At 63.8% G+C, this 24,999-nt stretch carries 18 protein-coding genes; 11 read left to right on the forward strand and 7 right to left on the reverse strand.

The features are described from left to right. The 4 genes from K1X74_21325 to K1X74_21340 form a co-directional block, all read left to right on the forward strand. Positions 1–921: hypothetical protein (locus K1X74_21325; GenBank protein ID MBX7168892.1), on the forward strand; the 921-nt coding region annotated here is incomplete at its 5' end. 3 nt (positions 922–924) lie between these two features. Then, positions 925–2,184 (forward strand): prepilin-type N-terminal cleavage/methylation domain-containing protein, encoded by a 1,260-nt coding sequence (locus K1X74_21330; protein ID MBX7168893.1) that lies wholly within the window; start codon positions 925–927, stop codon positions 2,182–2,184. Positions 2,185–2,186: 2 nt separating this feature from the next. Next, positions 2,187–3,659 carry a hypothetical protein gene (locus K1X74_21335; GenBank protein ID MBX7168894.1) on the forward strand — a complete coding sequence of 491 codons (1,473 nt, stop codon included), beginning with the start codon at positions 2,187–2,189 and terminating at the stop codon, positions 3,657–3,659. A gap of 173 nt (positions 3,660–3,832) precedes the next feature. Further along, a complete protein-coding gene (locus K1X74_21340; protein ID MBX7168895.1) occupies positions 3,833–9,634 on the forward strand; it encodes a hypothetical protein in 5,802 nt (1,933 codons plus the stop codon). Between the two features lie 108 nt (positions 9,635–9,742). On the opposite strand, the gene K1X74_21345 is transcribed toward K1X74_21340, so the two are convergent. After that, complete coding sequence (locus K1X74_21345; protein MBX7168896.1) at positions 9,743–10,702, reverse strand: alpha/beta hydrolase; 960 nt, start codon at positions 10,700–10,702, stop codon at positions 9,743–9,745. A gap of 361 nt (positions 10,703–11,063) precedes the next feature. On the opposite strand from K1X74_21345, the gene K1X74_21350 reads away from it, so the two are divergent. From K1X74_21350 to K1X74_21365, 4 genes are read left to right on the forward strand one after another with little or no spacing between them, the layout of a single operon-like run. Then, positions 11,064–12,569, forward strand: coding sequence for a circularly permuted type 2 ATP-grasp protein (locus K1X74_21350; GenBank protein MBX7168897.1), 1,506 nt, complete (start codon positions 11,064–11,066; stop codon positions 12,567–12,569). Between the two features lie 45 nt (positions 12,570–12,614). After that, entirely contained in the window at positions 12,615–13,595 is a 981-nt protein-coding gene (locus tag K1X74_21355; GenBank protein ID MBX7168898.1) for an alpha-E domain-containing protein, read from the forward strand. Then, positions 13,596–14,369 (forward strand): proteasome-type protease, encoded by a 774-nt coding sequence (locus K1X74_21360; protein MBX7168899.1) that lies wholly within the window; start codon positions 13,596–13,598, stop codon positions 14,367–14,369. Positions 14,370–14,378: 9 nt separating this feature from the next. After that, complete coding sequence (locus K1X74_21365; GenBank protein MBX7168900.1) at positions 14,379–15,347, forward strand: transglutaminase family protein; 969 nt, start codon at positions 14,379–14,381, stop codon at positions 15,345–15,347. Positions 15,348–15,396: 49 nt separating this feature from the next. Here K1X74_21365 and K1X74_21370 read toward each other — a convergent pair whose 3' ends face one another. The 4 genes from K1X74_21370 to K1X74_21385 are packed head-to-tail and all read right to left on the reverse strand — an operon-like array spanning position 15,397 to position 19,090. Next, positions 15,397–16,527, reverse strand: a complete 1,131-nt coding sequence (locus K1X74_21370) for an HlyD family efflux transporter periplasmic adaptor subunit (GenBank protein ID MBX7168901.1) — start codon at positions 16,525–16,527, stop codon at positions 15,397–15,399. 3 nt (positions 16,528–16,530) lie between these two features. Then, positions 16,531–17,283, reverse strand: a complete 753-nt coding sequence (locus K1X74_21375; GenBank protein MBX7168902.1) for an ABC transporter ATP-binding protein — start codon at positions 17,281–17,283, stop codon at positions 16,531–16,533. A gap of 26 nt (positions 17,284–17,309) precedes the next feature. Beyond that, positions 17,310–18,449, reverse strand: a complete 1,140-nt coding sequence (locus K1X74_21380; GenBank protein ID MBX7168903.1) for an ABC transporter permease — start codon at positions 18,447–18,449, stop codon at positions 17,310–17,312. Continuing rightward, positions 18,446–19,090 carry a CerR family C-terminal domain-containing protein gene (locus K1X74_21385; GenBank protein ID MBX7168904.1) on the reverse strand — a complete coding sequence of 215 codons (645 nt, stop codon included), beginning with the start codon at positions 19,088–19,090 and terminating at the stop codon, positions 18,446–18,448. The genes K1X74_21380 and K1X74_21385 overlap by 4 nt, the downstream gene beginning before the upstream one ends. Positions 19,091–19,504: 414 nt before the next feature. Here K1X74_21385 and K1X74_21390 point away from each other — a divergent pair, with 414 nt between their 5' ends. Next, positions 19,505–21,289 (forward strand): 30S ribosomal protein S1, encoded by a 1,785-nt coding sequence (locus K1X74_21390; protein ID MBX7168905.1) that lies wholly within the window; start codon positions 19,505–19,507, stop codon positions 21,287–21,289. 87 nt (positions 21,290–21,376) lie between these two features. Here the strand turns inward: K1X74_21390 and K1X74_21395 are convergent, their stop codons facing one another. Both K1X74_21395 and K1X74_21400 read right to left on the reverse strand, forming a co-directional pair. Then, positions 21,377–22,432: a DUF1559 domain-containing protein gene (locus tag K1X74_21395; protein MBX7168906.1), complete on the reverse strand. Its 1,056-nt coding sequence runs from the start codon at positions 22,430–22,432 to the stop codon at positions 21,377–21,379. A 176-nt stretch (positions 22,433–22,608) separates the two neighbouring features. Next, positions 22,609–23,268, reverse strand: coding sequence for a sigma-70 family RNA polymerase sigma factor (locus K1X74_21400; GenBank protein ID MBX7168907.1), 660 nt, complete (start codon positions 23,266–23,268; stop codon positions 22,609–22,611). Between the two features lie 277 nt (positions 23,269–23,545). On the opposite strand from K1X74_21400, the gene K1X74_21405 reads away from it, so the two are divergent. Together K1X74_21405 and K1X74_21410 are read left to right on the forward strand one after the other, a co-directional pair. After that, entirely contained in the window at positions 23,546–24,388 is an 843-nt protein-coding gene (locus K1X74_21405; protein ID MBX7168908.1) for an RNA polymerase sigma factor RpoD/SigA, read from the forward strand. Positions 24,389–24,469: 81 nt separating this feature from the next. Further along, the gene (locus K1X74_21410; GenBank protein ID MBX7168909.1) at positions 24,470–24,991 is read left to right on the forward strand and encodes an adenine phosphoribosyltransferase; all 522 of its coding nucleotides are present in this window, start codon (positions 24,470–24,472) and stop codon (positions 24,989–24,991) included. The last annotated feature ends 8 nt before the right edge of the window (positions 24,992–24,999 follow it).

The following is a 24,999-nucleotide window of genomic DNA, read 5'->3' on the forward strand; positions in this document are numbered from 1 at the left end:
GATGCGTTGTTTGGCGCCACCAATGGTCAGGTGACAATCTTCACGAACGCCGTCGATCACTACACGGCCTTCGGGGCTGTTCCCTACCGGGTGGTCAACGCTGGCGACGCACAAATCGTGAAGGACGAAAAGATCGCACGCAACACGGCCCTCGTGCGGCTGTGGGCCCTGCGCGAACTGATGCGTGCGGAGATTCCCGATCAGTACGAAGACCTTTATTTCATTCCGCGATTGCTCGGCGGCTCGCCGGCACTGCAGGCCGTATATCGTGCCCGCGTCGAGTCGCTGATTCCGAGCAGCAATCCCACGGACGCCGAAAAGCTCGGCAATGTAAAGCGGTTGAGCCAGGAACGCGCTGCGGCCGAGTGTCTCTACATGATTCTCACGACGCCTTTCGGCGACGAAGGCGCCGGCGGCGGGACGATCGCGCAGAGCTATGTGGGCGATACCGATGGCGACGGCATGCCGGAGTTCATCGACGGCTGGGGCCGGGCGATCAGCTTCATCCGCTGGCCGGCCGGGTTCGTGTCGGACATCCAGCCGCCAGACCCGTTGATTCCCGCCAGCGGCGGTGGAGCGCCGTACGCCTTCAAGACCTTGGATCAGCTCGACCCCTACGGTCTCGAATCGCGCGCTGATTACCAGACAGGCGATTCTCCGGTGAACGATCAGCAGCGTGGCTACCTGGTGATGCCGCTGATTTTTTCGGCCGGCCAGGACGGCGAGTTCGGGATCTTTGGCGGCACTCGCGATTTAAGCTCGTTGAGCAACCTTTCGGATTTGCTCGTTGGGCTCGCGTACTTCCACAACCCGTATGCGTTTCTGGATGACAACGGCACCTACCGCCAGCGGGGCGCTGTGGACAGTACCGACGGCGCGGACCTCGACAACATCACCAACCACCTGTTGCAGACGCAGTAGGCCATGAGCGCGCATACGCAACATTTCGACTGCGGCCGACCGACGCGCCACGTGCGACGCCGGGCGATGACGCTCATCGAATTGCTGGTCGTCATCGCGATCGTGCTGTCGATCTCGGCGGTGGCGCTGCCGATCCTGGCTCCGCGCGGCGAGTCGCGCCGGCAGCGCGAGGCTGCCCGCATCCTGACCACGTTTATCAACTCGGCCCGAACCCGGGCCATCGAGATTGGCCGGCCGGTGGGCGTGTGGATCGAAGGTGTCGGCGGGGGCGCGGAGAATATCTTGTCGCTTTCGACCTGCGAGGTGCCGGCGCCCTACACGGGCGACACGTTTTCGTCAAAGATTGCCGTGAGGATGGGTACGAATGGGCGGGCTTATATTGCCGGCTTTTCGCCCATCAATCCGCCGCCCGGCTTCATCCATAGCTGGGACACGATCCAACTGGGCGGCCGTGGCCCGCGCTATGCGATCGTGCTCGATCAGACCAATAACGGTTCGGGCGAGTTGGACGACACCAATCTCGATGCGGTGGACAATTATTCGCAACCGCTGCAGTTCGACACGTCGCTGGTCTACAAGTGGTGGCTCGTGCCGTTGGAGCAGTTCAGCTCGATCACGGCGCCGGCCCCCTCGAACACCTACACCTATGCGATCGAGCGCAAGCCCGTCAAATCGCTCACGCCACCCGTCGAATTGCCGCGTGGGGCGATCGTCAACATGGACTTTTCCAGTGATGATTTGTTGCCGTTCCATCCGCGCCTGGACCCCGCCAAGGCTTCGTTCTGGATCGGGGATCATGACTGGGATGGCAATGCCACGACGGACGACTTTGCCCGGCCGTTGGTGATCCTGTTTGGCGCCAATGGCGCGCTGGAGAGCATCTACCGCTTCGTACCGAATTCGATCGACCCAGCTTCGGCGACCGGCATCGTGTATGCGCGGCAACCCGTCTTCGGCTCGGTCTACCTGCTGCTGGGCGAGGTCGAGAATGCCGAGGTCGAAGGGGCGCCTGACCAGCAGGAGTTTCTCGACCTGCTCGACCCCGACACGCAATGGGTCACGATCGACGCCCGGACCGGCGCGGCTCGCTCAGCCGAGAATGTCGTAGTGCCCGAGTCGAACCCGGCGGCGGCGCTGCAGTACGGCCGCTGGGATCCTCCGGATCCATCGACGTTCACTGCACCGAGTGAGGCGGCGCTGACGGCGCTTTTGGGCTACTGCCGTCAGGGGCTGACCCAAGGCCCCGGCCGGGGAGGACGGTAGCGATGCGTCAGGCATTCTTGCATCAAGAGGCTCTCCTGCATCAGGTGGCTGCACCGCACCAGATGGCTTCGATGCATCGAGCGGCCGTACACCGCGGCATCACGTTGCTCGAGGTGCTGATCTCGACATTCATCATCGGGATGGCGATTCTCGGGTTGGCGTCGCTGTTGCCGGTGGGCAGCTACCAGCTTGGCCAGGCCAACCAACTCGACCGCGCGTCGGCCGTCGGCCGCGCGGCGTTCCGCGACGTGGTCGTCCGCGACATGCTCAACCCGGCGGGCTGGGCACGGTACCAGGCCACTTCGGCGCTTGCGGCGTCTGCGGTGGATACGGGCAGCGCGGGTCCGTTTGACGACGATGTGCTGACCTGGGACGACCTGGGCAATCCCGACGATCGCATTGACTTCCAGAATGTCGACGACTGGGCACAGCCATTCATCATCGATCCCATGCTCATTAGCCGGGCGCCGGCAACGATTGCTGCACTGGCGTCCCCCGATCTGTGGCCCGGCAAGTCTTTTCCGTACGATCAAGGCTATGCGCCACTGGCCGACGTACCGCGGATGCCGCGCGTCACGTTGGCGAGCACGAGCTTTGACGGCGGATCGCTCACGCCCTATCTCGGACCGATGAAGCTCATCGAGGCGGAACGCATCTTCGAGTCTCACGACGACTTGATCTTCGAGCCGAATGCCGATCGTACGGTGCGGCCCCGAGCGTTGCTGCGTGGCAGCTTGAACGATCCCGCCCTACCATCGGCCTCCGGCGACTACTCGTGGATGGTCATGGTGCAACGGTCGCCCGCCGAAGTGGCCGTGCTGCAACCGGCCACGGCCTCGACGCCCCCCTTGGACATTCTGCCTGGCAATCGCACGAACTACAGCATTTCGGTTATCGTCTTTTTCAAGCGCAAGTTCGACGTAGAAGTACAGCCGGTCGGCTCCGGTGCGTTGGCCGACATCGCCGGGGTGTTGCCCAGCGAGCGAGTCGCCGGAATCCAGTTCAAAGGTGGCGGCTATGGCGGCGGCGCCGTCCAGATCTCGGCTGGCGACGAAGCGACTCTATCACCGGACCTGGCGCGTCAATACCTGGCCGCGCGGCCGAACCAATGGCTCATGGTGTGTGGCTGGGCACCGCAACCAACCCTGATTTCGAATGCGTTTGGGCCACCTTACGGTGGACAACTGCTGAACATCAATGACGACAATCGCACCCAGTATCGCGGTGTCTACCGGTGGTACCGCGTGGTTGCGTCCGACAGCGGTCCGCGACTTTTCGATCACGATGGCGATGGCGGTGCCTCTACGCCGGCGATCTGGGTGCGCGACATCACGCTCGTCGGGCCCGACTGGGACGAGAGCGAAATGGCGGTGTCAGGGTACCCCGGCGCGAGCAGCGGCTCGCCGAACAAATACTGCGTGCTGGTCGACGGCGTGATGGGTGTCTTCGAAAAAACCGTGCGCAGGCAGAACTGACCGTAACCGACAACCTTGCCAGAGAACAACTCCGAGTGCAGCTCGGCGATCGATAGAAACGCGGGCCACGACGGCGCGCGGCCGACGTTCAGGAGGAACTTGCCGGAACCGTCCGGCACAAGCGAAGCGGGCCAGGGCAAACAAGACGCTTCGTTTTGAGAAGAGGTGGAAATATGTCCCGGAACTCGAACGCACGCCGCGGGATCATCCTGCTCGTGGTGATGTCGATCATTGCGCTGTTTGCAGTGATCACCATCGGCTTCGTGCTGGTCAGCTCGCTGGAGCTGCGCACGGCCTCGCTGGCCTCCAAGGCCGATCAGAAAGGCGACGCGCCCGGCAATCTCGCCGACGCGGTAATGGACCAGGTGCTGGTCGGCTCGAAGAACCCCAACTCGGTCATCGGCCCCCACAGCCTGCTCGAAGACATCTACGGCGCCGACGCGCCGCTGCTGATCTATTTGAGCACGAGCGCGGGTAAGCCCGTCACCTCGCTGCGCGCGACGATCAACGGTGCACAGATTCGGCAGTATTCGTCCGGCGGCACGACGGCCGACCTGCAGGAACTGATCGAGATCCGCATCTCGGGCCCGGCGTTCCAGGCAGCGCCGCCGGTGGGCTATTTCAACGGGCGCCTGATCACGTTTGCCAATGGCAAGACGGTGCGGGTGCTCGACACGGGCGTGTTCACTCCCGCCGCATACACTCCCGCCCAGCAGGCCCTGACGGTGTTCAACCCAGGCGTGACGAGTAACACCGTCGGCAGCCTGGCGGGCACCGAGGTGCTGATCAACGATCGGCCGTTCGACGGGACCGGATTCGGGCTCGGCTATGAATCGCTTTCGGCGATCAAAAAGATCGACCGCGATCCAGGACACATGCTGAGCACACATTTGTCGGCCAAAGGTCTGCCGGCCGACGCGTCGAAATGGCCCGACTGGCCGCAGGCGTTCCTGCCCAATCGCACCCAAGGCGCCAGGACGCCCTATGAACGCAGCGCGACGGGGGGCGACGATTCGTATCCCGACTTTGCCGGGCTGGGCGGCGCCGACGAAGACTACGACGCACCGGACTATCAGAACATGTTGCTGGCGATGGTGGTGCAGTCGTCCGACATCAACGTCGGGACACTCGTACCGCTGCCTTCGCTGCACCGGCCCGACCTCATTCGCTTCTGGCGCAATCAGAAAGGGGGGCCATCCTGGGTGCCCAACACGGGCGATGCGATGGATCGGTCACTGTTGCGCAAGATCGTGATGCGGCCGTTGTGGTTCGATCATCCGGGTTTCGCGTCGGTCAATCCGCAATTGGGCGGGGCGAGCCCGTTGACCAACCTCAACGGCCTGAGCGCGACGGACGCGGGCGGTGCTTTCGACCCGGTGAACACGGCCTGGGATGTCGACAACGACGGCGACGGCAAGGTGGACAGCATTTGGGTCGACGTGGGCCTGCCCGTGCAGACCGACAGCCGCGGGCGGCGATTCAAGCCGCTGGCCGCCATCCTGTGCGTCGACATGGACGGCCGCCTGAACCTGAACACGCATAGTGGGCCTGATCTGCTGCGCGAACCGAACGGGACCTTGACGGGGAATCCGCGCCGGGGCGACCCCAGTTACACGTTTCGTGGGCCCTTTGCCAATCAGAGCGGCCAGGCCCAATTGCCGTTGGGGTCGGGCTTCGGCCCAGCCGACGTGCAGCTACCGGTCGTGTTTAACACCAGCACGACGACGATGCAGGAACTGCAGCAGCTCGTGTTCGGAAAGATCGACAACACGTTCGTCCCGCCGCGGATCACCGAGGGACGCAACGGCGAGGGCGTGCTGTTGAGCAACAACGCCTTGCCGATGCCGGGCCGGACGACGCTGTGGTCGCAGATGACGGCATCGTCGCAGCTCGGCATCGCCAGTGCCGACGACGACCAGGACGGCAACCCGGACGACGAATCGGAGCGGATGGCCACGATGTCTTCGGCCGGCACTTCTGTGCCGTTTATGCAGGACGACAATTTCCCGCCGCCGGCCACGCACTGGCTCCCCCTGGCGGCCAATAACCTCGATTCATTTCGCGGCAATGCCCTGCGCATGGGGCGGATGATCGTCAACGGGCGCGACCTGCTCGAAGTGGGCGGTGCCCGATCGATGGGTGTCGATATGGACGGCGACGGAAGCCTGGCGCTCGACCTGCGCGGGCTGCCGATGACGCCCTCGCAAGACGAGGGGAACGACGCGGTCGACGATCCCTATGAGCTCGACCCGAACGACGCGCGCGAAGCGCGGTTGGGCCAGATCGCGATCGATGCAACTTCCACGCGCATGAGCTTGATCGACGCGCTATTTCGGCCCACAGAATTGGAAGGACTACTACGGGCCTACGACTCGGACAGCGCCTTGCTTGCGCAGCGATTGTATACGCTCGCCCCCATCTCGCTTTCGCCAACGAGCGACGGCACGGCGGCGGCCATGTTCGCGGCGTCCGTTCGTCGACGGCTGCTGACCACGGAAAGCTGGGATTTGCCGATTTCGAACGGCATGCCCGTGCTGGCCGAGCTGTTGCCACTCAACACCGGAGCGGCCAGTTCGCTCGTGGGCAGTTCGACGGCAGCCCTCCAGGGCGAATTCAATCAGAACGTCTACGGATCGGGCGTTTCGCCGCTCTATTTCCGCAGCGGCAACTATTCGACGGTCTCGCTGATCGTCGGTTCGACGGCGGTCGCCAGCCTGAACGGCGCGAACCGCGAAATGATGGCGCCCAGCTATTTCGACGGTCTGAGGTTCGATCTGGACCGGCCGTTGGGTAACGCCTGGGACGACAACCAGAACGGTATCGTCGACGAGCCTGGCGAAACGTTGGGAGGTAACCCCGAGCCGTTGTGGGACGGCGCCCAAAGCCAGATCGGCGCGGTCACGCAGGATCTGAATAACGATGGTCGCCCGGACAACGTGGATCGCAATACCGACGGCTATATCGATGACAACGACGTATTGGTGCGGCACGCGATGGCCCGGCAATTGTTCGTAATGGCCATGATGTCGCGCAACGGCGCGATGAATGCGACCGGGTCCAGCGGGCGCGAATATACGCCGCAAGAACTGGCCCAATGGGCCGTGAACGTGGTCGACTACATCGACCGCGATTCGATCTGCACGGGCTTCGAGTACGACGCGAATCCGCTCGACGGCTGGGGGGTGGACGGCGACATCAAGACCGACGAATCGAGCTCGACCTGTCCGACTCGCCGCGTGGCCTGGGGGGTCGAGCGTCCGGAGTTGCTGATGACCGAGACGCTGGCCTTCCACGATCTGCGGACCGAGGACACGGCCAGCGACACGTCGAACAAGAAGCACTTCCCGGTGGGCACGCCCGGCAATGACACGAACCTCGACCAGGCTCGCCGGCCCGAGGGGACGCTGGTGGTCGAGTTGTTCAATCCGCAGGGCATCCGCCAGGCGCGGTCGGGCGAGTTCTACGCCAAGAAAAATACGACGTCGGGTGCCTGGGACCTGATCGCCGGTGTCAACCTGCGGGTCAAGGACCGGGCCACGAATGCCGATCCGGTCTGGCGGTTCGTCGTTTGGGAGAACAAGAACAATCGCAACGAAGATGAAATCAAGCAATTGCGTGCTTCGGCGAGTTTCCCCGACGAGGCGACGAACGATAACGCCGATCTGACGTTCGACGACGCGAACGACTACAAGATCGAGCGTTCGATCTACTTTACGCCGCCGTCGAATCCGACGGCGCCGGAGCACGGGGAGATTGCCTACTATCCCTCGACGACCGAGCTGACTCGCGACGCCATCGTCGAGCCGGGTGCCTACGCCGTGATCGGCCCTGCCGAGTCGACCATGCAGGCGATCGTGATGGGGGGCGACCTCAGTTCCACGTCGAACGTCAAGCTGGAGTTCAAGCCGCCGCAACCGCAGGTCGCGGCGTCCGACCCTTACACGTTCGACGTCATCCAGGACCTGGTCGCGACGGGCTATCCGAAACACAAGAAAGACGGCAGTTCGCTCTCGGGCAGTGAAGAGTCGATTCGCCCACCGGTGGGCGTGGTGGTCGACACTTCGAGCGCCGGCACGGCCTTGCGGATGAGCATTTCGGAGCCGACTGCGGCGACCATTTATAATGGAGGGAACTTGCAGCCCGACGGCACGCTCTCGCCGCCGGAGAATGAACCCTTCGACAAGCAAGCTGCCGAAGAGTGGTACAGCGCGGCCGACGCGGACGGCGACGGTGACCTGGGCCCCTCGCCCACCAGCGGGTTGGAGTCGGATGCGAAGTCCGACGACGACCAGGACAATATCGCTACCCCGGACTACGGTACGAAGCAGCACAACTACCGGCACCTGGTGCTGCAGCGTCTGGCGAATCCGGCGCTGCCGTACAACAAGCTCACCAATCCTTATATCACGGTCGACTGGATGCCGTTGGACCTGTCGCTGTTCAACAGTACCTTCAGCAGTACGGCCGCAAAGATTCAAACCCGGCAGCGAAGCGGCGCGTCGTACAACTTGTTTGCCGAGGAAGAATTCACCGGCACGCAGAAGAGTGCCGCGCTGACCGAGCGGCTCAAGCACACTCTGGGCTTTCTCAACGACGCCTGGCATTCGGCGTCTGCGATGGGCGCACACCGCTGGTGGACTCCTAGCACGCTTGCGGCGCTCGACCCGAAGAATCTCGCCTTGAACAACCTGGGATACGACGAAGACTATTTCGTCGGTCAGCCCAAGGACGCGCAATTCCCGTGGCTGATCCTGCCGAACCGGCCGTTGGTCAGCCCGTACGAGTTGATGCTGGTGCCGAAGTCGACGCCGAGCCGGTTGTTGGCCGAGTTTTCGCGAGCCCTGAATCTCACGAGCAACACGATCTATTCCGATAAACAGGGCCGCTTCTCGCACCTATTGAATTTCTTCGGTGCCAGCGAGAAGGGATTTCCCTCGACGCCGAAACTGCAGAACGATTTGTTCCGCATGTTCGATTTCGTGAACGTCCGGTCGCGATTCTCCGGCACCGAAGTGTTGCTCAACACGCAACAATTCGCCGGCTATCCCACCGGAAACCCGGTGAATCCCAGTGCGCCAAACGATCTGCTCTTCGGCTGGTTCGAAGGCACCACTGGCCAATTCGAGCGCTGCTTCCGCCCACCGTTCAACCGGATTTCGACCTATCGTGAACCAGGGCGAGTGAACCTGAATACGATCTTCGACGATGGCTGGACCATACAGGCCCTGGCCGGCGGATTATATAACTCCGCCGCGCACTCCAGCGTCGATCTGTGGCGGCGGACCATCATGAGTCGCCGCGGCTACGCAGCACCGGGGGCGGGCGGAACCCTTCAGTACTACCAAGAACTGACCCGGCATACGAGCACCTTCCCCAGTCTAGTGTCCAATCCATTCCGTGGCTTCAGCGGCGGCGAATTGGCCCCCGTGGTTCCGCCGACGGCCATGGCGCCCAAGGACAAGCTGCAGCGCCCGGGCATCAACTGCACGCTACTCCGGCCCGATCCCATCACTCCCGCGGACCTGGACGATCGAAACGATCCCGATCCGAGCGGGGCCCAAGAAGGGCTGTTCGAATTGACCGGTTCGACCGCGGCCGACCGGCCAAGTTCGAACCCTGCGTTCCGCTACGCGCTCTACAATCGCTTGGGGAACACGGTCACGACCCGGTCGAATGTGTACGCCGTGTGGATCACGGTCGGGTACTTCGAGGTGGAGCCGGTACCGTTGAATCCGGATAACAATCCGAACGACCCGGTGGCGAGCTACTACTCGGGCCTGGGGTACAACGCCGACGAAATGGCTGCGGTCTTCCCCGATGGCTATCGCCTGAAGGGGGAACTGGGCAGCGACACGGGCGACATCGTGCGGCACCGCGCGTTCTACCTCATCGATCGGACGATCCCGGTCGCCTTCGAACGCGGCGAAACCCACAACGCTCGCAACGCGATCATCCTGCGACGGTCGGTCGACTGATTCGCGGCCAGATCGTCAAGGTGGCAAGAAAGAAAATCGCGCCGGGGGACGGGGCCCATCAGCCCTTTCCCCGGCGCTGTTGTTTTTGATCGCAGGCCGGGACGATTGCTACTTGGCTGCCGCCGGGGCAAGAGCGTGTTCGGCCAGGAAGGCCTGCAACTCCTTGAGAAACAGCGGGTCGCCGAAGGCCTGCATGTGATCGGCGCCCGGGATGCGCACGACCTTCAAGTGCGGCATCACGCCGACGAGTCGGTCGACGCCCTCTTCGAGCGGGTCGGCATCGCCGATCAAGGCGAGCACCGGCACCTGATTGGCGCGGATCTTCTCCTCGCTGATGCTCAAGGCCGGCATGGCCCGCGCGACGGCCGCCAGGGCCTTCGTGTCGTTGACCAGCATGAACATCTGGTCGACCGCGCGAAGCTGTTCATCGGTGGGGCGCGGACGATCGGGCGGGATCAAGCGCTCGATCAACGGGCGAATACTGCCCTTGGTTTCCAGCGACTCGGCCAGTTCGCCGAGAAACGCGAAGCTCTCGTCGTTTTCGCGCACCCAGCCCATGCCGCCGAGCGTGGCGGTGATGAACCGCTCGGGATGCATGCTCAAGAGCTTATTGGTGATCATCCCACCCATCGAATAGCCGACGATGTGCGCGCGGTCGATTCCCAAGTGGTCGAGCAGCCGCACGGGGTCGGCGGCCATTTCGAGACCGTAATCCTTCGGGTCGTGCGGCTTGCCGCTGCCGCCGTGCCCGCGATTGTCGAGCGCGATCACGCGGTAGTTCTTGGCGAGTGCGTCGAGGATGCCGGGCGCGCGCCATTGTTGCTCGATGTTGGCGGTGAAGCCGTGGATCAAGAGCACCGGCTCACCTTGGCCGACGTCGACGTAACGAATTTTGACGCCGGCCGAGTCGAAGAAACGATGTTCGAGCTTGGGCTTCGCGGCGGCGTCGGCCGGCGCCAAGCCGTTGGTCGAGTCCGCAGCCGGGGGGGCTGCGGCGCGAGGCTCGTCCCCCAGAACCGCCGAAGGCAACCCAAGCAAACCGCAGACGAGCAGCAGACGGCAAACCATGGCAGGGCTCCAAGGGGACAGGAAGTTGCCGCCGGCGGGGCGAATGACCATCCGCCGAAGGCAGTCGGCTGATGCGCCCAATCTAGCGGCCCCGGCTGGAGATTGCACGGCAATGCGCCTTGCCTCCCAGCATGGCATTCCTGCGTAGCAACTGGGCAATACCCTCCTCTCGATGCCCGATTCGTATGTCGCGGCGGCGGCCATGCAGCGACGGAACGTCTTATGCGCCCGAAGCATACGGCGCAAAGCCGACCGTGCGACCAAGGGTGCGGCCGATCGAGGCATGCGACTTGCTCTAATTGCTGTATGCGGGCGAAAGCTGTTCGAGGCACTCCGGTCATGACCCCTGGAAGGCGCTCCTATGCGGTTCAGCGGCTACACGTGCGACGGATTCTACGACGAAGTGTTCGAAAGCGAGGGCGTACCGCGTGGTCCGGCGGCCAACCTGGTCCGGCGGATCGAAGGGCTTTCCGACGGTGAATTGCGCCGCCGCCAGCAGGCCGCCGATCGGACGTTGATGGACATGGGCATCACGTTCAACGTCTATGGCCACGAAGCCGGTACCGAGCGCGTCTGGCCCTTCGACATCGTGCCCCGCATCATCGACCGCGACGATTGGTCGTTTCTCGAGCGCGGGCTCCAGCAGCGCATTCATGCGCTGAACCTGTTCATCGACGACATCTACAACGAGCAGCGGATCTTGCGCGACGGCGTCGTGCCGAGCGAGCTGATCCTGGGCGCGAAATGCTTCATGCAACCCTGTGTCGGCCTGAGACCGCCGGGCGGCGTGTGGTGCCATGTGACCGGCACCGATCTGGTGCGCGACGGCGACGGGCAGATGTACGTCCTCGAAGACAATCTGCGCTGCCCGTCGGGCGTGTCCTACGTGCTCGAAAACCGCGAGGTCATGAAACGCACGTTCCCACAGGTCTTCGAAGGTCTTCCGGTCGTGCCGGTCGAGGACTATCCCGAGCGCCTGCTGATGGCCTTGCAGCGCGTCGCGCCGCCGGGTGCGTCGGAGGTGAACGTCGTGCTCCTGACGCCGGGCATTTACAACTCGGCCTACTTCGAACACTCGTTCCTGGCCCGGCAGATGGGTATTGAACTGGTCGAAGGCCGCGACCTGGTCGTGATCGACAAATTTGTCTACATGCGGACAACCAAGGGGCTCAAGCGCGTCGACGTGATCTATCGCCGCATCGACGACACGTTCCTCGACCCGAAGGTCTTCAATCCCGATTCGCTGCTCGGCGTGCCTGGGCTGATGGAGGCTTATCACTCGGGCCGGGTCGCGCTGGCCAACGCGCCGGGTACCGGCATCGCCGACGACAAAGCGGTCTATGCTTACGTGCCGCAGATCATCCGGTACTATCTGGGCGAGGACATCCTGTTGCCCAACGTGCCCACGTATCTCTGCGCCGACGAACAACAACGGCAGCACGTGCTGGCGAATCTCGACCAGCTGGTGATCAAGCCGACGAACGAGTCGGGAGGATATGGCATCGTGCTTGGCCCGCGGGCCAGCAAGGCCGAGTTGGAGGAGTGTGCCGCGCATATCCAGGCCAATCCGCGGAACTACATTGCCCAGCCGATGCTCGCGCTGTCGCGGGTGCCGTCGCTGGTCGATGACCATTTCGAGGGGCGCCACGTCGATCTCCGACCCTTCATCCTCTATGGCCAGGAAATCTATGTCCTGCCCGGCGGCTTGACGCGCGTGGCGCTGAAAAAAGGTTCGCTGGTCGTGAACTCTTCACAAGGCGGCGGCAGCAAAGACACCTGGGTCTTGCGCAGCCGCAAGGCAGATGACTCGAATTCGTGCGTGCCGGGTCCCCATGCGACCAGCACTCAAATGGTATGTTCTTCCTGATCGCGGTTCGCGTTTGATCCTTCTGGCGCTAGGCGGCGTATCTGTATGCTCAGTCGAGTGGCGAGTTGTGTTTATTGGATGGCCCGATACCTGGAACGGGCCGAGGACGTGGCACGTTTTGTCGAAGTCAATTTGCAATTGACTCTCGACTTGGCCGGCAGCGTGCACGAGCAGTGGGAGCCGCTGGTGTTCACCACCGGCGATCAGGAAGAGTTCCGCTCCCGCTATGGCACCGCCACGCAGGGCAGCGTGGTGCATTTTCTCACGTATGACACGACGAACCCCAACTCGATCCTCTCGTGCCTGCGTTACGCCCGCGAGAATGCCCGGGCGATTCGCGAGATCATCCCGACGCCCGTGTTCGAAGAGCTCAACAAGTTCTATTGGTTCGTCCGCGATTCGGGCGGGCAGCAGCCGACCGAGGCGTCGTACGAGCTGTTTCAGCAGATCAAGCGGCGCGCCCAGTTGATCGTCGGCATCGAGGACGCGACGATGTCGCGCGGCGAGGCCTGGCATTTTGCCCAGTTGGGTCGCTATCTCGAACGCGCCGACAAGACCTCGCGCATCCTCGACGTCAAATACTACATCCTGCTGCCGGCGGTGCAGGACGTCGGCACCACGCTCGACGTTGTGCAATGGTCGGCGCTGCTCAAATCGACCGGCGCCTTGGAGATGTACCGCAAGCGCTGGGGCCGGATCGCCAGCGAGCACGTCGTCGATTTTCTCGTGCTCGACGGCGATTTTCCCCGCGCGATGCGCTATTGCCTGATCCAGGCCGAACAATCCCTGGCGCGGGTGGCCGGCGGCCCGATCGGTTCCTACCGCAACGCGGCCCAGCGCCGGCTCGGCCAATTGCGCGCCGAACTCGACTTTGCCCAGGTGGAAGAGATCATCGACCGCGGACTGCACGAGTTTATCGATCACTTTCAAACGCGGCTCAACGGCGTGGGCGGTGCGGTGCACGATGCGTTCTTCGCCGTGCAGCCGCTCGAAGCGGTGAATCACTTTGCCGGGCGGGGAGCCTAGATGACGTTCTGCGTGGCCATGAAGGTCGAAGATGGGCTCGTCGGCATCGCCGATACGCGGATCACGACGGGGTCCGAGTGCATTACGGCCCGCAAGCTGACGGTCTTGCACCACGCGGGGCACGATCTATTCCTGCTCACGAGCGGTCTGCGTAGCGTGCGTGACAAGGCGCTGACCTATTTCGAGGAAGAGCTCGAGAATAGCGAGACGACTTACGACCGGCTTTACAAGGCGCTCAATGCCTTGGCCGAGCAGACGCGGCGCGTCGCGGCCGAAGACCGCCCCGCGCTCGAGGCGGCCAACCTGATGTTCAACTTTTACGCCCTGGTCGGCGGCCAGCTCGAACACGACAAGGAGCCCAAGCTGTACCTGCTCTACCCGCAAGGCAATTGGGTCGAAGTCGGGCCGGGCACGCCATATTGCATCATCGGCGAGACGGGCTACGGCAAACCGATTCTCGATCGCACATTGAAGTACAGCGACTCGCTCGAATTCGCGCTCAAGGTCGGCGCACTGGCCTTCGATTCGACCCGGATTTCCAGCGCTACGGTCGATTTCCCGCTCGACACGGTGATTTACGACTCCGGCAGCCGGCAAATGATTCAGTGCCGCTACGACAAGGCGGAAATGGGCGAGAGCTCATCGTGGTGGCAGGAAAGGCTGCGGGCTTCGCTCAATGAGCTTCCCTCGGGCTGGACCGAAAAATTGCTGGGTCAACTGCGCCCAGGAGTCCGGCACGGCACGATTCCCCTGACCCCGCCGCGCTCCGGTTGAGCGCCCTTCATGAGGATCGGCATGCTCTTCCACATCAAGCACACGACGCGCTACAGCTACAGTGCGCCGGTGTTTTGTGAACCGCTGACGCTCCGGCTCCAGCCGCGCAGCGAGGGGGGCCAGCGCCTGCTGCGCTATCGCTTGTGGATCGAGCCGCGGCCCGCCGGCGTCTGTACCTGCCTGGAACACGACGGCAGCACCGTCGAACGCGTCTGGTTCGACGGCACGAATGCCGCCTTGACGGTCACGTCGATGTCCGTCGTCGAAACGCTGCGAACCAACCCGTTCGACTACCTGTTGGAGCCGCGGGCGATGCACTTGGCCACGCTCTACACCGCGGCCGAGCGCGAACTGCTCGCGCCATACCTGCGGCCGCAATGCCTGGCCGACCCCGTGGCCCAATTGAGCTTTCAGCTCGCGCGTCGCGTCAACCAGGAGACGCCCTTGTTCTTACTGGGATTGGCGGGTTGGATCTACGACGCCATCGAACCGGTAATTCGGCTCGAGGGGCCGTCTCACCAGGCGGTCGAGACGCTGGCCCTGCGGCGCGGCGCCTGCCGCGACACGGCGATGCTGTTTATCGACGTCTGCCGCCATGCCGGCCTGGCAGCGCGGTTTGTCAGCGGCTACCAGGAAGGCGATGCGCGGCGCATGGACCGGCACCTCCACGCCTGGGCCGAGGTCTACCTGCCTGGTGCCGGCTGGCGCGGATACGATCCCAGTCACGGCCTGGCCGTGGCCGACGGACACGTGGCGCTCGCCACCTCGGCTCTACCCGAACTAGCGGCGGCGATCACCGGCAATTTCCGCGGAAACGGTGTGACGTCGTCGCTCGAGACTGAATTGTCGATTCGCACGCGCGTCGCCGGCGCGCCCGCGCCGGGTCAAGGCTTTGCCGACGCCACGGGCGAAGGCGATGCACTGTTCGGCACGGCCTATAGCGAAATGCGCCAGTCGACTGCGCCACTGCCACGGTGAACTGTTGCCTGGTGCCGAATGCTGTGACGCGCGTCTGACAAAGGCGCGATCAGCGCAAGGCAGCTTCGCCCGCGTCGGCTGTTGTCGCAGCGGGACGGGGCGCAGCCGGCTGGCTCGAGCTGTCCTGGGCCGCGGGGGCGACTTCGAGAAACACGTCGATCTGCTGGCCGACGTAGCAGCCTTGCGTACTCGGAGCCATCGCGTAGATCGCCTGCAAGACCCGGGTGTCGACGCGCTCGCCGGGGTCGCCCGTGAGAGCGATTTTCGGCTCGACATACGGTTCGACGCGGACGAACTCCAGGGGAATCGGCTTGCCGTCGCCGCCGCGTACCACGGCCTTGCCCGGCATGCCCGGCCGGAATCGGGGGATGTCTTGTTCGTCGATCTCGACCCGGACGTGCAAACGGCTCAGATCGCCCAACACGACGAGCGGCTGGCCCGGCGGGGTGCCGACAAACTCGCCGGGCCGTACGTCGACTTTGAGCACGTCGCCATCGACCGGTGCGCAGACTTCGAGTCGCTGGAGTTCGGTCTGGATCTGGCCGATCGCCGTTTCGGTCTTGGCCACCTCGGCGCGTGCTACGACCAGGTCGCGTTCCCAGGCCCCGGCTTTGAGCAGATGATCTTCGGCCTCGGCCTGCGCCAGGGCCTCGCGCGCAGCGGCCACCGCCTGGCGCGATTGGATCAATTCCTCTTCCGAAATCGTCTTGTTGGCAAACAGCTTCGAGCGCCGCGCGAGCAGGTCTTCTTGTGCCTTAAGCTCGGCGGCCGCGCGGCCGACGCGCGCCTCGCTGGGGGCAATCTCTTCCGCGCGCGGCATTTGTTCGAGCCGCGCCAGGGACGCGGCGGCCGATTCGCGTTGGGCCTGGCGCACTGCCAGCTCGGCACGCATCTGCCGGTCGTCGAGCCGGAACAGGAGCTGCCCTGCGCGGACGCGCTCGCCAACCTTGACCGGCACCTCGGCCACGGTGCCCGGCAGGGGCGAGGCGACATGGATGTTTTCGGTACGGGCCTCGACCAGGCCCGAGCCGGCGACGACGTCGGCAAAGGGAGACCGGGGTGGCGGGGCCGGAGGCGCGAGCTGTGGGCGGCTGACGTGCGTGCGCGACACGTGATACCCCATCAGCCCCAGCGATCCGACGGCCAAGAGCGGCAGGAAGAAGTTGCGAGGCAGTCCCATATGTCAAACCTTTGCAGCGGCAGCGGACTTGGCTTCGACACGGACGACGCGGCCGTCGGCCATTTCGATGATGCGGTCGCCGTAGGAAAACACCCGGCTGTCATGCGTGACGACGATCACCGCGCGATCCGATTGCACCGCCACGCGGCGCAAGAGTTCCATGATGGTCTGGCCCGAGTGGGCATCGAGTGCCGCGGTCGGCTCGTCGCAAACCAGCAGCCGCGGCTCGTGCACCAGCGCCCGGGCGATGGCGACGCGCTGCTGCTGGCCGCCGGAAAGCTGATTCGGCCGCGCGTGCGCGCGGTCGGTGAGTTCGACCTGGTCGAGCATGCCCGCGGCGATCTGCCGGGCCTGATTGCGATCGCGGTGTCCAATCAGCAGCGGCACCGCGACGTTGTCCGTGGCCGACAACGCCGGCAGCAGGTTGTATTGCTGAAACACAAAGCCGATGTTGGCCGCGCGATAACGCAGCCGCTGTCGATTGCTCAATTCGGACTGGTCGACGCCGAATAAGCTGATCGCGCCGTTGGTCGGCTCGAGCAATCCGGCCACGAGCGAGATCAACGTGGTCTTGCCGCAACCGCTGGGCCCAACCAGCAGCGTCAACTCGCCGGCATAAACGTCGACGTCCACCTCGCTCACCGCGCGAACCTTCGATTCGCCCGAGTCGAACTCCTTGGTCAAACCGCGACATGCGACGGCCACCGTCGTGGTGTCGATTCTCGGGGGGGCAGCAGTTGGTAGTCGATCGACCATGGTGTGGGTTCAAATTCGCGGGCGCGTCAGCCTCGAAAGACGATGGCCGGCTCGAGGACGAGCACTCTGCGAATGCTGACCAGCGCGGATACGACGACAATGATCAACACGGCCGCCGCGGCCCCCGCGACGACCTGCCAGGGCAAGTAGAAGCCGGCCAGATGGGTCACGTCGCGCGTCGCCTCGAAGAACAACGCCGCCAGGCCGATGCCAATTCCATATCCCAGGGCCCCGACGATCATGGCCTGCAACAGCACCATCAGCACCAGCCGCGCGTTGGACAGGCCCATCGCTTTCAGCGCGCCGAATTGCTTCAGGTTTTCGATCGTGAACAAATAAAACGTCTGGCCGGCAATCGCTGTGCCCACCAGGAAACCCAGCGTGATCGTGATCCCGAAGTTGACCGGAATGCCGGTCGAACGCAGGTAATAGCCGATCGTTCGCCAGAAGAACTCGTCCTGCGTCTGGCCCAACAGGCCGGTCTGGGCCGTGATCCGCCGGGCCACTTCCGCGGGCGTGTGTCCGGGCTGTGGCTCGACGAGCACGAAAGACAATCGGTTGCGTTCCCGCGCGACGTATTCGACCGCCTGCGTGAAGCGCGCATAGACGATCGGAAACGTCATGAAGGGCGGCGAAGCCTCGCAGATGCCCACCACTACGGCGCGACGGTCGTTCATCTCCAGGCTCTTGCCCAGCGTGGGCGTTTCACCCGGCCAGAGGTATTGATAACCGGCCTTATCGACCACCACGGCGTCAGGCCGGCGCAAGTCGGCCAGGTTGCCCAGCAGCATCTTGGCCGGCGCCCCGACGAGCGTGGCGTCGTCGACGCCCATCAGCATCACCTGCCGGAATCGGCCGTCGGCGATCTTGGCGCGGGCCTGACCCTTATAGAAGTTCACGGCCCAGGCCACGCCCGGCACGCCACGGATGCGGTACAGGTCGCTGCTCGACAGGGGCCGCACTTCGTCGGAATTTTCGACGTTGGGGTCCATGACCCACACGCTGGCCTCGCGCACGTCGATGATCTGGCTGGCAGTGCGGCGCATCAGTCCGATGAAGATCGAAGTCTGCTGTGCAATCAACAGCGTGCCGAAGGCGACGCCGAAGATCGTCCCCCAGTACTTCGCCCGATCGCCCACCAACATTTGCCAGGCAATCCAGTTCATGCGCGGACCTCGGCAAGCAACTGTTGCCGGAGTGGCGGCGCCAGGCCCAGCGCGGCCAGCGTGAAATCGGCAATGTGGTTGGCCAGCTTCTCAATCGACAGTTCGCGATAGGCGTCCTGGCCGTAGAGTTGTTCGGCGATGGGTTGCTGCACGTAATAGAACAGGCACTGCCCCACGACGCTGAAGCCCACCAGCCACAGCCGCTCGTGCGACAAACCGAGGGAACATTCCAACAAGATCTCTTCGAGCAGGCTGGCCATCGGGCGGATGAAATCGCGGACCACTTCGGCACACGCGTCGGTCGGTCGAGCCAGCTCGCGGAGGATCAACTCCTTGTGCCAGTGGCGGCGTTCTTCGAGCAACAGCCGTTCGAGAAACATCCGCACGTATCGCCGCAATCGTTCGACGGACGTCACGCCGGGTTGCTGTTCCGGCAACGGGAACTGTTCGGATCGCAGGCAGTAAGCCTGCCGGACTGCCTCGACATACAGGCGGTGCTTGTCGCCGAAGTGGTAGTTCACCGCGGCCAGATTCGCCCCTGCCCGCTGACAGATGTCGCGAATCGTGGCCACCTCGTAGCCGTGAGCCGCAAAGACCTCGCCGGCCGCATCGAGAAGTCGAGCACGTGTGTCTTCGGCCATGAGTGGGGGCAGCCAGCGCCAGCATTCAAACGTCTGTTTCAATCAATTGTATCACACCGATTGAAAGGTCAAGTGGTTGTATGTAAGTCATTTGTGTTGAATAGTTTGCGATTCTATTGCCATGTACAGCCTGTGGCATCCTGATTTCTCTATTTATCCCATGTTGTGATTCGCTCTTTGCCTTCTCAGTGGGCGGACCGATCGCCTCGCTTGCTTGCCGGTGAGCATTTGAGGCGCCCCGGGCGATTTGCTATAAACCCGGGTTCTCGCGCCTGTTACGCAGGTCCTCCGTTGTGGGACGACCGGCAGGGGCGGATGCCTCGAACCCTCTTTGCCCGTCCGGGTCGAGCGACCTGGGAAATCGGGCAGGCGGCCGCAGCTTGCTCTGGCGGCCAGAAAGTCACACGCACACACATGGTCAATCGCAATCTCATCCGCAGTTTCGACATCACCGAGGACGAATGGAGCGACGCGCTGGGCGGCGCCGTCGAGACCACCGATCCAGGTGAACTGGGTTGGAGCGGTCAGGACATCTCCATCAACCAGATCGTCGAAGGCAAGATCCTGCGGATCGAGGGCGACAATGTTCTGGTCGACGTCGGTTACAAGAGCGAAGGCGTCATTCCGCTCAACGAATGGGGGCCCGAGGACGAACCGCCGGTCCCCGGCCAGACGATCAAGGTGTTGATCGAGGACGTCGAGGACCACTTCGGCGATAGCGACGACGTCGGCGGCATGATCGCCCTGAGCAAGCGCAAGGCCGAGAAGATCGAGGCCTGGCTCAAGGTGATGGAGACGGTGCACGAGAACGACATCGTCACCGGCAACGTCACGCGGAAGATCAAGGGCGGCTTGTTGGTCGACATCGGCGTCAACGTCTTCCTGCCCGCCAGCCAGGTCGATATCCGCCGGCCGCACGACATCGGCGATTACATCGGCCGCACGATCCAGTGCCTGGTGCTCAAGATCGACGAGGCCCGGCGCAACATCGTCGTCAGCCGGCGTGCGCTGATCGAGACCGAGCGTGCCGAGAAAAAGGCGCAGCTCATGTCGACGCTCGAAGTCGGCCAGGTGCGCCGCGGCGTGGTCAAGAACATCGCCGACTTCGGTGCGTTCGTCGATCTGGGCGGCATCGACGGCCTGCTGCACATCACCGACATGAGCTGGGGCCGCATCGGGCATCCCTCGGAAATGGTCGCCATCGACCAGGAAATCGAGGTCATGGTCCTGCATATCGACCGCGAGCGCGAAAAGATCGCCTTGGGTCTCAAGCAGCGGATGCCCAGCCCCTGGGACAATGTCGAGAGCAAGTATCCCGTGGGCAGCATCGTCAAGGGCACCGTCACGAACGTGATGAGCTATGGCGCCTTCGTCAAGCTCGAGGAAGGCATCGAAGGCCTGGTGCACATCTCCGAAATGTCGTGGACCAAGCGGATCAACCATCCGAACGAACTGGTGCACATCGATGACGAAATCGAAGTCGTCGTGCTGGGCATCAACAAGGAGAAGCAGGAGATCTCGCTCGGCATGAAGCAGACTCAGGCCAATCCTTGGGACAAGGTGGCCGATCGCTACCCGCCGGGTACGTTGGTCAAGGGCCGCGTCCGCAACCTGACCAACTATGGCGCCTTCATCGAAATCGAAGAAGGCATCGACGGTCTGTTGCATGTCAGCGACATGTCATGGACCCGCAAGATCAGCCACCCCAGCGAAATGCTCGAAAAGGGCGCCGAGGTCGAATGCCGGGTGCTCTCGGTCGATCAGGAGCGCCGCCGCATCGCCTTGGGCCTGAAGCAGCTCTCGAACGACCCCTGGAGCACCGATATCCCCAGCCGTTACCAGCCGGGCCAGATCGTCCACGGCAAGGTGACCAAGCTGACCAATTTCGGCGTGTTCGTCGGGCTCGAAGACGGGCTCGAGGGTTTGCTGCACATCTCGGAATTGGCCGACCACAAGGTCGAGAATCCGGAAGACGTCGTGAAGGTTGGCGACGACATCGAGGTGAAGATTCTTCGTGTCGATACCGACGAGCGCAAGATCGGCTTGTCGCGGAAGCGGGTCGAATGGACCCAGGACGACATCGATCAGAAGGAGCCCGAGAAGCAGGCCCCCAGCCGGCCGACTTCGAGCACTCCGCTCAAGGGCGGCGTCGGCGGCGGCTCGGGTCCGCTGATCCAGCCGGGCGGCGACGCATCGTAATTGCCCCGCGGTGTGGGCGTTTGAACACAACAGCCCCCGGACGGCTCGACCGCCGCGCCGGGGGCTGTGTTTTTCTTGCCGCGTCGCTCAGTAGGAGCCCAACACTTCTTTGCCGGCCCGCGTGGCCAGCCCGCGATAGGTGGTGCTATCGACCTGGTCGGCGATGAATCGCACGCTGCCGTCGGCCATCAGATGATTGGCGCCGGCCTCGTGCTCGCTGCTTGGACCCCAGGTCCAATCTTGCTGAAAGCCGGTCATGGGGCCGCTGTTCAGTACGCTCATCGACAAGTAGACCGAGCGATTCAAGGCGGCCTGCGTGTCGCCGCTGGCTGGCAGCATCGCGACTGCCGTGGCCGTATTGCCATCGAACCAGGCGGCATAGTTGCGCTCTTTCGTTTCGGTGCATGCGAGCGTGTTCGAAGTGCCGTCCTTGATGTCTTCGAGCCGTACGGGATGTGGCCGTTTGAATGTCGGCGGCACCAGCACGCCGTCGGGCGTTTCGCCAATCAGCTTTTCCCAGGTGCTGGCGCCGAAGCCGACGTAGTTCGTTAGCGCCGGCCCGCTCCACACGTCGACCTGTGCGTATTCGGTCGCGTCGGAGTTGAATGTCTCGCCAATCGAAGGGCAGAGCAGCGAGGCAATTCGCGTTTGGGCCGCGGCCACGTTGCCTTGCGGGCGCGCAGTGTCGTAGCCCGTTTCGTCCCAGGTGAGCCGCTGGAAATCGACGACCGCCGCCAACCCTTGTTGTTCGACGTACGGCAACAACAGGGCGTACCAGCTAAACACGTGACCCGACGGGGTGCCGGGGCGCGACCGCGCCGGCGCAGGCTCGAGGCGGTAGTCGCCGCCGAACGGTCCGACCAGCGTGCCGGTAGAACTGGGCGGGAACGAAGCGTGCGTGGTGTGGTATTGGTGTAACGCCAGGCCGAGCTGCTTGAGATTGTTGCCGCATTGCGAGCGCCGGGCCGACTGCCGCGCCGCCTGAACGGCCGGCATCAATAGCGCCATCAGAATGGCGAGGATGGCAATCACGACGAGTAGTTCGACGAGCGTGAAGCCGCGCCGCCGGCGCGCGGCGCTCGCAGTCCGTCGGTGGGTGATGCGAACTTGGCGCGCAAATAGACCAGAGCGTGAATACCGCATGGCAGTGCCTCTCCTCGGTGGGCGGATGCTCGGCCTCCGCGGTGAGCGGGCGCTCAAGGTGGGATCGATGCGGCGGTCGGTCGACCGCAGCCATCGGACGCCGGGCAGGTGTGACGTCAGGCTCTACGCTCGAAACGGCCCGGCGTTGCGCGCGGCGAGAAAATTTTTTCCCAGCCTCAGAGCGGCTGGTACTCTTCGCCCGTCAGCAGCAAGAACAAGTCGCGGAACTTGCGCACCATGCGGTGGTGGCGATAGCGAACTTTTTCGGGGCTCGAGCCGGTACGCTCGGCGACCTCGGCCACGCTCCGTTCCTCGATGGCCCGCAAGTAAAAAACCTCGAAATTCCGCGGCGAAACTTCGCCCCGAAGTTGTTCGACCACCTGCTGAACCAGGGCCGAGTGCCAGCGGCGATCGATTTCGGCCGACGGCTCGGCGGCCGGACCGGCCACTTGCTCGGTTGGGGCCCCCAGATCGAGCCTGGCGGTCCGCCGCAGGCGTCGCCGCATCAAATCGGTCGCGCGCGAACGAACCAGCGAATACAGCCACCCGCGAAAGCTCCCGCGGCTGCGCTCGTACCGGAAATCGCGCAGCGCGACGATCACCGTTTGCAGCGCCTCTTGCACGCAATCGTCCAGTTCGTCGGCCGGCACCCGGCACCGCACGGCAAAACGCCGAATCAGCGGTTCGTAGACGGCGTAGAACTGTTGCCAGCCGTGTTCGGGAATCGGCTCGCCGCGTTCGAGCCGCTGCTCCAGGTAGAGTTGTGCCGCCTGCAGCGTTTCGGAATTCGTGTAGCCGTCGCCCGCACTGGGGGATTCGTGCGTAAAGTCGGGCATGGCCGAGTTTCTCGGTGAGAGCAGCAGGCCGGGGCGCCTCGCACCCGCGCGGACCCCAGACAGTCCCGCAGGCAATCGCGCTTTTCAGAATACCCGATCCCGAGTTGCGGTGTGCTCCCCCGGTCCGGTTGCGGAGTCGCTGGCACAACCGTTGCGGCCGGCACGGTCCACCCAAACGCTTTGCTGGCGCCAGCGGTGCAGAATCCGCTGGCGTAGCGTCGATAGTAACTGGGCCAGCTTTGAGATACTTCGCACTCTGCGCACGGATCGGCCCCGCATGCCTGCAACTCGTCGACGCCCCTCGGCCGCTGTGCAGTCTCCGCTGGAGACGTACCTGCGCGAGATCAACGAAACGGCCCTGCTCTCGGCTGCCGACGAGCAAGAGCTGGCCGATGCCATTGCCAAGGGCGACACGAAGGCCCGGGACCGCATGGTTCGGGCCAACCTGCGGCTGGTCGTGAATATTGCCCGCGGTTACACGGGCAAGGGGCTCGGCCTGCAAGACCTGATCGAGGAAGGCAACCTGGGCCTGTTGCGTGCCGTCGAGGGTTTCGACCCGGCGATGGGCACGCGGTTCAGCACGTATGCCAGCTACTGGATCAAGCAATCGATCAAGCGGGCGCTGATCAACACGGCCAAGACGATTCGCATCCCGGCCTACATGGTCGAGCTGTTGAGCAAGTGGCGCCGGGCCAGCGCGCGGCTGACCGAGGAGCTCGGTCGTACGCCCACGCCCGAAGAGGTGGCGCGCGTCTTGGGCCTGCCGCGCAAAAAGCTGCCGATCATCAAGAAGGCGATCCGCATCTACAACTCGACCCCACAGACCGACCAGGCCGAGGCCGGCTGGTCGCTGGGCGAGATGGTGATGGACGAACGGGCAAAGAATCCCGAAGAGGAAATGGTCGAGACCGATGCGCTGGCCGAGGTGCTGCGGTTGCTCGAGACCATGGATCCGCGCGAGGCAACCGTGCTGCGGATGCGGTTCGGTCTCGACGATCAGCAGCCCCGGACGCTCAAGGAAATCGGCGAGTCGCTCGGCCTGACCCGGGAACGCGTGCGCCAGATCGAAACCGAAGCCCTGCACAAGCTGGCCTATTCGCTGCAGGGTCCGAATCCGTAGACCGCGATCTTGCTGGCGGCTCGCACCGCCCCACGCCGCGGCTATACTCAACGCTTTCTTTCCGCCGTTGAGTGTGCCGTGATGTCTGTCGTGCTCACCGAGTTCATTCGGGCCATTCCCGATTTCCCGAAGCCGGGCATTCTGTTTCGCGATATTACGCCGTTGCTGGCCGAGCCACGGGCCTTTGAGGCCGTGATCGATCAGCTCGCCGAGCGCTATCGCGGGCAGCAGATCGACGCGGTCGCGGCGGCCGAGGCCCGGGGATTCATCTTCGCGGCGCCGTTGGCGCTGCGGCTCGGCGTCGGCTTCGTGCCAATCCGCAAGCCGGGCAAATTGCCCTTCGACACGCACGCGTTTCACTACGAACTGGAGTACGGCACCGATACGCTCGAGGTCCACGTCGACGGTCTCAAGGCGGGGCAGCGCGTGCTGCTGATCGACGACCTGCTGGCGACCGGCGGCACGATGGCGGCTTGCTGCCAATTGGTCGAAAAGACGGGCGCCACCGTCGCGGAGTGCGCCTTTGTCATCGAACTGTCGGGCTTGGGTGGCGCGGCCAAGATCGCGCCGCATCGGACTTTCAGCCTGATTCGCTACGACTGAGCGCGGCC

The sequence above is a fragment of the Pirellulales bacterium genome (genome assembly GCA_019694435.1).
Classification (GTDB): Bacteria; Planctomycetota; Planctomycetia; order Pirellulales; family JAEUIK01; genus JAIBBZ01.